The organism is Microcystis sp. M109S1 (assembly GCF_020247025.1).
In the GTDB taxonomy this organism is placed as follows: Bacteria; Cyanobacteriota; Cyanobacteriia; order Cyanobacteriales; family Microcystaceae; genus Microcystis.
In genome coordinates, this window is sequence record NZ_JADBRW010000051.1 from 1 (window position 1) to 9,614 (window position 9,614).

The 9,614-nt window shown below is 44.6% G+C and carries 8 protein-coding genes and 1 other annotated feature; of the genes, 7 read left to right on the forward strand and 1 reads right to left on the reverse strand.

Annotated features, from left to right (window positions below):
• The first annotated feature begins 330 nt into the window (after positions 1–330).
• Positions 331–471 carry a hypothetical protein gene (locus IM322_RS02215; protein ID WP_287673575.1) on the forward strand — a complete coding sequence of 47 codons (141 nt, stop codon included), beginning with the start codon at positions 331–333 and terminating at the stop codon, positions 469–471.
• A 28-nt stretch (positions 472–499) separates the two neighbouring features.
• A complete protein-coding gene (gene cobN / locus IM322_RS02220; RefSeq protein WP_287673574.1) occupies positions 500–4,141 on the forward strand; it encodes a cobaltochelatase subunit CobN in 3,642 nt (1,213 codons plus the stop codon).
• A 192-nt stretch (positions 4,142–4,333) separates the two neighbouring features.
• On the opposite strand, the gene mgtE is transcribed toward cobN, so the two are convergent.
• Positions 4,334–5,740: a magnesium transporter gene (gene mgtE / locus IM322_RS02225; RefSeq protein ID WP_287673572.1), complete on the reverse strand. Its 1,407-nt coding sequence runs from the start codon at positions 5,738–5,740 to the stop codon at positions 4,334–4,336.
• Between the two features lie 456 nt (positions 5,741–6,196).
• Positions 6,197–6,313 (forward strand) — a sequence feature (ribosomal protein L10 leader region).
• 103 nt (positions 6,314–6,416) lie between these two features.
• On the opposite strand from mgtE, the gene rplJ reads away from it, so the two are divergent.
• The 5 genes from rplJ (at position 6,417) to IM322_RS02250 (ending at position 9,472) form a co-directional block, all read left to right on the forward strand.
• Positions 6,417–6,965: a 50S ribosomal protein L10 gene (gene rplJ / locus IM322_RS02230; protein ID WP_002737633.1), complete on the forward strand. Its 549-nt coding sequence runs from the start codon at positions 6,417–6,419 to the stop codon at positions 6,963–6,965.
• A gap of 43 nt (positions 6,966–7,008) precedes the next feature.
• On the forward strand, positions 7,009–7,404 hold the full coding sequence (gene rplL, locus IM322_RS02235; RefSeq protein WP_149986343.1) for a 50S ribosomal protein L7/L12: 396 nt from the start codon (positions 7,009–7,011) through the stop codon (positions 7,402–7,404).
• Between the two features lie 104 nt (positions 7,405–7,508).
• Positions 7,509–7,604 carry a photosystem II reaction center protein T gene (locus IM322_RS02240; RefSeq protein ID WP_071823417.1) on the forward strand — a complete coding sequence of 32 codons (96 nt, stop codon included), beginning with the start codon at positions 7,509–7,511 and terminating at the stop codon, positions 7,602–7,604.
• A 127-nt stretch (positions 7,605–7,731) separates the two neighbouring features.
• On the forward strand, positions 7,732–8,247 hold the full coding sequence (gene nrdR, locus IM322_RS02245; RefSeq protein WP_149986344.1) for a transcriptional regulator NrdR: 516 nt from the start codon (positions 7,732–7,734) through the stop codon (positions 8,245–8,247).
• Positions 8,248–8,479: 232 nt separating this feature from the next.
• Positions 8,480–9,472 (forward strand): 30S ribosomal protein S1, encoded by a 993-nt coding sequence (locus IM322_RS02250; RefSeq protein WP_002781113.1) that lies wholly within the window; start codon positions 8,480–8,482, stop codon positions 9,470–9,472.
• Positions 9,473–9,614: the final 142 nt, after the last annotated feature.

The following is a 9,614-nucleotide window of genomic DNA, read 5'->3' on the forward strand; positions in this document are numbered from 1 at the left end:
ATCAGTTATCAGTTATCAGTTATCAGTTATCAGTTATCAGTTATCAGTTATCAGTTATCAGTTATCAGTTATCAGTTATCAGTTATCAGTTATCAGTTATCAGTTATCAGTTATCAGAAGGCAGGAGACTCCGAGGCTGCGAGGTAGGAGATAGGGTGATAGGGTTTTGGGGTTTTGGGGTGTTAGGTTTTTGGGGTGTTAGGGTTTTAGGGTTTTAGGGTTTTAGTTGAAATTCCCCCACTTCCCCACTTCCCACTTCCCACTTCCCACACCCCACACCCCACACCCCAGTCATCAGTAAGGTGATGGGGGACTGGGGTTTGGGTTTTAGTGAAGATTTTTCTTAATCCCTATCCCCGACTATTCCCTAATCCCTATTCCCTATTCTTGAAAATTGCCGCAGACAGATATAATCATCTCTATCTACCTAAGAATGATCCCTCGATCGAGACCCTGATTCTCAAAACCTAATCATTATTTAACCTGACTCTCAAAACTTATGCACCGAATTGCGCCCCAAGCGGGTGGTTGGACAGCAGATACCGAAGGGGTGATTATTATTGACCAAAATCCGGCCCCGATTGTTCTCCTCACCATGGCTGATACCGATATTCAAACTCTAGCGGCAGCTATCGACCATCTACCCGATAATTTTCCCGCAATTCGCGCCCTGAATTTATCGCAGTTACAGCAGCAATACAGTATCGATAACTATGGGGACAAGGTACTATCCCAAGCAAGAGTGATTATTCTTCGCTTATTGGGAGGACGGGGGAGTTGGTCCTACGGATTGGAAGTAGTTAAGGAAATTGTCGAGGAAACCGGTGCGACTTTATTTGTCCTCCCGGGAGAGGATAAACCGGATTTAGAGTTGATGAGTCATTCCACTGCTTCCCTGACTACTGTTAATCAGTTATGGTGCTATTTCACGGAAGCAGGGATAGATAACTGGATTAATGCTTGTAAATTTATCGCGCATACCTGTCTCCATCTCGACTATCCTCCCTCTCCTCCTAGGGTTGTCCCTAGGTTGGGAATCTATTCCCAGATAACCCTATCCCAACCCCAAGCACGGACTTGGATACTTTTCTATCGTTCCCATTATCTCGCGGGTAATACCAAAGCTATCGATGCTTTAATCACCGCTTTCACCCAAAGAAATATTGAAACTGTCCCTATCTTTCTCTCCTCTGTCCGGGAAATTGAAGTGCAAGAGGAACTATTAACCCTCTTTTCCCACCATCCCCCAGACCTAATTCTCGATACCACTAGCTTCTCTATCCAACGACCAGAAGACAAACAAAATCATCACTTCTGGCAGTCCCTCAATAAACCCATCTTCCAAGTTGTCCTCAGCAGCAGCAGTTTAGAAGCTTATCAACAGGGTTATCAAGGTCTTTCCCCCCGGGATGTGGCCATCAATATCGCTTTACCGGAAATGGATGGCAAAATTATCACCCGCGCTATTTCCTTTAAATCTGTCCTCACCCGACATCCGAAACTAGAAACGGAAATAGTTATCTATCAACCCCTCCCCCACCGGGTTGATTTTGTCGCTGATTTAACCGCAAACTATTGTCAACTCTCCTCCCTTCCCAACTCCCAGAAAAAAATTGCTCTCATTTTCCCCAACTATCCCAATAAGGATGGTCGTATCGCTAACGGAGTCGGTTTAGATACTCCCGCTAGTGGTCTGGAAATTCTTCGCGCATTACAAACCCAAGGTTATACCCTCACCGACCTACCCGACCATAGCGATGAATTAATGCGATTGCTTATTTCCGGTATCACTAATGACCTGGAGACAAGGGAATTAAAACCTATCTATCAATCTCTCTCCCGGTCAGCATATCTAGATTATTTCTCCTCCCTTCCCCCCGATAATCAAAGCGCTATGCTTGACCGTTGGGGACATCCAGACAGGGATTTTCCTATCCCCGGCATCCAGTTAGGTAATGTCTTTATCGGTATTCAACCTTCTCGCGGTTACGACCTCGACCCGACTCTTAATTATCATTCCCCCGACCTCGAACCTACCCACAGCTATCTCGCTTTTTACCATTGGTTACGACAGGAATTCCAAGTCACTGCTGTAATTAATCTCGGTAAACACGGCAATTTAGAATGGCTGCCCGGGAAAAGTCTCGCTCTTTCTCCCCATTGTTATCCCGAAATTGCTTTCTCGTCGCTGCCGAATTTTTATCCTTTTATTGTCAATGACCCCGGAGAAGGTTCCAGCGCTAAAAGACGTTCCCAAGCTGTTATCATCGACCATCTCACTCCCCCGATGACGCGAGCGGAATTGTATGGAGATTGGGAAAAGTTAGAGTCTCTCATCGATGAATATTATCAAGCAGAATCTCTTGATCCTTCTCGTTTAGCTCTGATTCGCGAGCGGATTAGTGATCTGGTGGCGAAAACTAATCTCGATCGAGAGCTAGGCACGATCTCGCGTAGCGAGCGCGTTGCGACCAGCGCTTCCTTTGGTCAATTTCTTACCCTCGTGGATGGTTATCTCTGTGAACTCAAGGAAGCACAAATCCGCGACGGTTTACATATCTTCGGTCAATGTCCCCAGGGTCAGCAGTTAATTGATTTAATCCAATCGATCGCTCGTTCTCCTAGTCCCGACCGCCCCGGTTTAACCCGTTCGATCGCCCTTGACCTCCACCTCGACTGCGACCCCCTGACGGAATATAACGATACTACTACCTATCTGGAAAGTCTCGCTCAGGATTTAATTAGCCAGAAAATTGAACCTCTAGGCGAAAATACGGCAAAAGAATTGGTTTGGCTAGAAAATCAGTTAATTCCTGCTTTAAAACAAACCCCCGATGAACTTACCTATCTCTTAAAAGGTCTCGCTGGCCAATACGTCCCCAGTGGTGCTTCCGGCGCTCCCACCCGCGGCCGTCCCGATGTTCTCCCCACCGGCAGAAATTTCTATTCTGTCGATACCCGCGCAATCCCCACAGAAACTGCGTGGGAAGTGGGAAGAAAGGCCGCAGAGGCACTAATTGAACGTTATACCCAAGAAAATGGCGAATATCCCCGCACTTTGGCGATTTCTATCTGGGGAACTTCGACGATGAGAAATAGTGGCGAAGATGTGGCCGAAGCCATGGCTTTACTGGGAATTCGTCCCCTTTGGGATGGTTTTTTCCGTCGGGTGGTCGGGTTTGAAATCCTTACCCCGTCTAGCTTAGGCCGTCCTCGCATTGATGTGACCGTTCGGGTATCGGGCTTTTTTAGGGACAGTTTCCCCAGCATACTACATCTTCTTAATTCTGGCATAAATGCGGTAGCTTGTCAAGAGGAAGAAGAAAAAATTAATCCTTTAGCGGCGAAAGTGAAGACAGAGAGGGAGTTTTGGCTAAGTCAGGGCTTAGGAGAAAAAGAGGCGAAACTGAGAGCTACTGCCAGAATCTTTGGCTGCAAACCCGGTGCTTACGGGGCCGGTTTACAGGGGTTAATCGAGTCACAAAACTGGCAAAATGATCAAGACTTAGCTAATGCTTATATTAACTGGAGTTGTTATGCCTATGATAGTCAAGGAACTGCCCATTCTTTACCGGAAGTATTGAGAAATAGACTGCAAGAATTAGAGATAGTGCTGCACAATCAGGACAATCGAGAACACGATATTTTCGACTCCGATGACTACTATCAATTTCAAGGCGGCTTAACTGCCAGTGTCCGGGCTTTAACCGGCAAAAATCCCGTCACCTATTTTGGTGATCATTCCCGACCGGAAAATCCCCGCATCAGAAGCCTAGAGGAAGAAATTCGCCGCGTTTACCGTTCGCGAGTGGTTAATCCCAAATGGATAGCGGGAGTGATGCGACACGGCTATAAAGGCGCTTTCGAGATGGCTGCGACCGTAGATTATATTTTTGCCTATTCTGCCACTACTCATCTAGTGGAGGATTTTATCTATCAGGGAGTAGCCGAAGCTTATTTATTTGACGACAAGGTACAACAATTTATTCAGGAGAAAAACCCCTGGGCATTGCGAGATATGGCCGAAAGATTATTAGAAGCTCAACAACGGGGATTATGGACGCAGGTGGACCAGAAAACTTTAGATCGATTGAGGGCAATTGTCCATGAGGCCGAAGGAGTGATCGAATCGGGTCAGTAATTGATAACTGGTCTAGAATCGGTCTATCAAGAAATTGCTCAGATTACTTTAGTAATGAGAAACGGGACTAAATAATGGCCGGAATTGAGGGATTGAGGATTAAAAATTATCGAGCACTCAAGGATATAACTCTGGGCAAGTTATGGAGCGCCAATTCAGACTTGAATTGGCCTAATCTTTTTGCCTTGCCCATCAATTTCTCAAACTTTCCTTTAGGATTAATTGAGCAATACTGAAATAAATAAAAATTCCTAAAACATCAACCACTGTCGTGATAAAAGGAGCAGACATTAAAGCAGGATCAAATCCCATTTTGTTAAAGATAAAAGGTAATGCTGTACCTGTCGTCGCTGCAATAATTGAGATAGCAATTAAACTAATTCCCACTATAAAACCAATCTCTGGTTTACCTAAGAATACGAAAACCATAGCAATCACAATGACGGCTAAAATGATCCCTAATAATCCCCCTGTTATTAACTCTTTCACAATAATTGAAAACGGTTTCTTATCTCTTAATTCATCAGTACTTAATCCCCTAATAACAACGGTCGATGACTGTGCGCCTATATTTCCCCCTGCATCAATTAATAATGGGGTAAAAAAGGCTAAGGTAACTACTTCTTCTAACACTTCCTCAAAATTACTCATTAAAAAAACTGTTGCAGAATTCGTGATTAATAAAATTAATAACCATGGTATTCGTTTTTTTGTGATTTTATACAAGCCCAATTTAAAGTAATTTTGATCATCAGATTCCGTGTTAATTGCTCCCATTCTATAAATATCTTCAGTTGCTTCTTCCTCTAAAATGTCGATGACATCATCTACCGTAACTACCCCTAATAAGTTTTCATCTTTATCAACAATTGGCAAGGCTAATAAATCATAGCGTTGAATCAATTTAGCGACTTCTTCTTGGTCGGTATCGGTATAGGCATAAATAATATTTCTGTTCATAATTTCAGAAATTATCGCTTCTGGTTTAGCAACAATTAAATCTTTTAAAGATAAGGTTGCTTGTAATTTCTTATTATTATCTGTCACATAGATATAGTAAGCCACTTCAATTTTATCGGCTAAATTTCTGATTTTAGCTTGAGCTTCATTGGCCGTAATAGTTTCTTTAACATAGATATATTTCGGGGTCATAATTCGCCCTGCTGTATCAGCAGAATACCCGAACAATAAAGCATTTAACTCTCTTTCTTCAGGGGATAATTGAGCCACTAAAGTCCTCGCTAATTGAGGAGGTAACTCATCAAATAACTTGACTCGATCATCAGGAGACATATTATTAATAATTTCATTTGCTTCCGCATTTTTAAATTTTTCGATTAATAAATATTGGGTATTTCTATCTAAATGTTCATAAACGTCAATGGCTTGAGATTTATTTAAAAGTCGGAAAGCAATGATTTGTAGGGTTTTAGGTAAATCCGCAATCGCTTCTGCTATATCCACGGAAGCGACGGGAATTAATAGAGTTTTAGCTGCGTCATAATTTTGGGCTTCTAAAAAAATAAGTAACTGATTTGTGATAACATCTCTCAGGTCACTCTTAGAGCCTTTGGGAAAGCCGATTTCAGTGTTATTCATAATTGATAATTGGGTAAGGTAACTAAAAAGGGAAGCTCGAAAAATTGATGGAGGATACAAAAGGATTGTAAGCGAAGAAAGTAGAGTGGCACAAGCGAACAAATGAACCAAGCTGATTCTGCGTCTTGAAAAGCTAGATTAAAAAAGCTCAATCAACAGAAAGACTTTCTCCTGAGACTGAATTAGATACAGCGTTTCTGATCAAGAACTGTAACCTAATTTTGTATTAACGACCGACTCCTGAAAACGAAAACTTTTGATCTCAGACTAAATCCGGTTATTAAAGACCGATTATCTATTCCTCCTTTTGCCTTTTGCATGAGTGCCTGTCCTGATATGTAGGGTTTGCGGCAAAAAGTTTTTCGGTTACCTTTTCAAAACAGGATTTAGTCTTAGATGCGATCGCCTCCCTCGCTCCTTCCCGGGGCTTGACATAAATCCCGCAATAATGTTATAATAAGAGACTGGCTTAAGCCAAAGACAGCAGGTGCGAAACAGCTTAAATACCCTGCCGAGGTCAAAGCGAGAAAACAGCAGCCAAAAAGACTAAAGAGAGATATTTTCTATCTTGGTCGTGCCTGAACTGGATTCTCTCCACTCAACCCCGGCGCTACAAGGGGTTATTTTTGCGCCTGTCTGTGGAACCGGTCCCCCGCATACAGGAGGTGAAGAAGGGATGGGGAGAAGCAGAGAAAGCAAGGGAGTAATTCTAGAAGAATTAAAAACCTCCCTGAGCGAAGCTCAATTAACGATGGTCATTGACTATCAAGGTTTAACCGTCGCCGAAATCAGCAATCTACGCCGCAAATTGCGCCCCACGGGAACAATTTGTAAAGTCACCAAAAATACTTTGATGGGCTTGGCGATCGCTGAGGATAGTGGCTGGGAACCGATGAAAAGCCTTTTATCGGGAACATCCGCCTTTCTGCTCGTAAAAGAGGATATCGGTGGAGCTTTCAAGGCCTATCAAGAGTTCAAAAAAGAAAGCAAAAAAACCGAATTGCGCGGCGGTGTCCTCAAAGAAGGGACCAAAGGTCAACTGTTAACAGAAGATCAGATCAAAGCGATCGCCGATTTACCGTCGAAAGAACAGTTAATCGCTCAGGCCGCTGGAGCAATCAACGCCATTGCCACCAAACTGGCCCGCAGCATCAACGAAGTTCCCGCATCTTTGGCCCGTGCCGTCGATGCCGTGGCCCGTCAAGAAGAAAAAGAAGCGGCCTAACACCGCACCAATCAATCACTGAAAACAATTAGGAGTCTAACCCATGTCTGCTGTAGCTGAAATCTTAGAAAAACTCAAAACCCTTACCCTCTTAGAAGCTGCGGAATTAGTCAAAGGTATCGAAGAAACCTTCGGAGTTAGTGCCGCCGCTCCGGCCGGTGGCATGATGATGATGGCTGCTCCCGGGGCCGCTCCCGCTGCCGCCGCTGAAGCTGTGGAAGAACAAACCGAATTTAACGTCGTTCTTGAAGAAGTTCCCGCCGACAAGAAAATTGCTATCCTTAAGGTAGTGCGCGAATTGACTGGTTTAGGACTCAAAGAAGCGAAAGACTTGGTAGAAGCCGCTCCCAAAGCGGTTAAAGAAGGCACCAACAAAGATGATGCCGCCGCCGTCAAGAAAAAACTGGAAGATGCTGGGGCAAAAGTTAGCGTTAAATAGATCGCCACTGATTCTGGGGATGTAATCTACATCCCCAGACAAGCCGAAAAGCTCATTTCCTGATACTATAGGATTGTCATAGCAATCTTGTAGGATGTCCAACCATGGAAAGCGTCGCTTACATTTTGGTTTTAACTATGGCCTTGGCGGTAATTTTCTTCGCCATCGCCTTCCGGGAACCTCCCCGGATTCAAAAGTAAATTTCTTAACTCCGTTTAACTTAATAATTTTCTTCCCTGAGCCGCCCGCTTGTCCAAAGCAGGTTAGCGGCTCTGGTTTTCGTATTTAAAGGCTTAAATTAAAGGTTCCCCTCACCGAGCGCCTCCTATGCAGTGTCCTAATTGTCAGCATACCGATAGTCGCGTTTTAGAGTCCCGTTCCTCCGAAAACGGTCAGAGCATTCGTCGTCGTCGTGAATGCTTACAGTGTAAATATCGGTTCACCACCTACGAGCGCATCGAATTCGTGCCGATCACGGTGATTAAAAAAGATGGTAAACGGGAATCTTTTGATCGCTGCAAACTGCTGCGGGGGATCGTCCGCGCCTGCGAAAAAACCGGCATTCCCCCCTCAAGATTAGAGGCGATCGTCAATGATATCGAATCCCGTCTGCAGCAAGACTCAAAGCGGGAGGTAACAAGTCAGGAGATCGGTCAATTAGTCCTAGAATACCTCCGGCAAGAATCGGAAGTGGCCTATGTGCGCTTTGCTTCGGTTTACGGCAATTTTCAGGGAATTAGAGACTTTATCGCCGCTTTAGCGCTGCTGCAATCCTCCGAAATCGAACGCGCTCATCCTTCTTGGTCTCAAGCAGAAGAAGCCAGCGTGATCACCTCATCTTAAATAGTCCCCGATTCAGTTATAATTAGGATCCCTTGTGCTATTTAAAGCCCAAGCTCTGGTTAGATTCTTAAAAGTCATTCTTGAGGCGAATTGCCTGCAAGAAAGCCGGATGCGGCAGTTCATCCCCTAGGCCCTGCCTAGGAACTAAATTGGGAGGTATCTCCTTTCTTTAGAAACTGTACATCACATAGGAGGAAAAACCTACGGAAATTCCGAGGCCCAAACAACGTACATGACCACCCAAAAAACCGCAAACAAAAACATAGGCTTTACCCATGAAGATTTTGCCGCCCTTCTAGACAAATACGATTATCATTTCAGTCCGGGAGATGTTGTCGCTGGGACTGTTTTCAGCATGGAACCCCGGGGAGCGCTCATCGATATCGGTGCTAAAACCGCCGCTTTTATCCCCGTGCAGGAGATGTCGATCAACCGCGTCGATAATCCCGAAGAAGTTTTACAACCTAACGAAACACGGGAATTTTTCATCCTTACCGACGAGAATGAAGATGGACAGCTAACCCTGTCGATCCGTCGCATTGAATATATGCGCGCTTGGGAACGGGTGCGTCAATTGCAAAAAGAAGATGCTACCGTGCGCTCGAATGTTTTCGCCACTAACCGTGGTGGGGCATTAGTCAGAATTGAAGGTCTCCGCGGCTTTATACCCGGTTCTCACATTAGCACCAGAGAGGCGAAAGAGGATTTAGTCGGTCAGGAATTGCCCTTAAAGTTTTTAGAAGTGGATGAGGATCGCAACCGTCTGGTTTTAAGTCATCGTCGCGCTTTAGTGGAACGCAAGATGAACGGTTTAGCCGTGGGACAGGTGGTAATCGGTTCCGTGCGCGGAATTAAGCCCTACGGTGCTTTCATCGATATCGGTGGAGTCAGTGGTTTACTGCATATTTCCGAAATCTCTCACGATCACATTGACACCCCCCACACGGTTTTCAATGTCAATGATGAGTTAAAAGTGATGATTATCGATCTCGATGCCGAAAGAGGTCGCATTTCCCTCTCGACTAAACAATTAGAACCCGAACCGGGAGATATGCTGAAAAATCGCCCGTTAGTGTTTGAAAAAGCGGAAGAAATGGCGATTAAATACCGAGAAAAACGTCTAGCGGAAGCGGAAGGCCGCACTGTCTCGGAAGTAGTCGCAGAAATCGAAGTTCCTCCCGCCTTGGAGGAGGAAGATTTAGTTCTCGCCGCCACCGAGGAGTAGGTCAGTTATCAGTTATCAGTTATCAGTTATCAGATGTGAGTTTTTAGTGGACAGTCTTAAGTAGGGTTTGCTGAATAAATGTGAAATGTAGGCAAGGTAGGGGTTTTGTGGCTTTTCTTGCGAAACAGGTGCAAGATTTTGA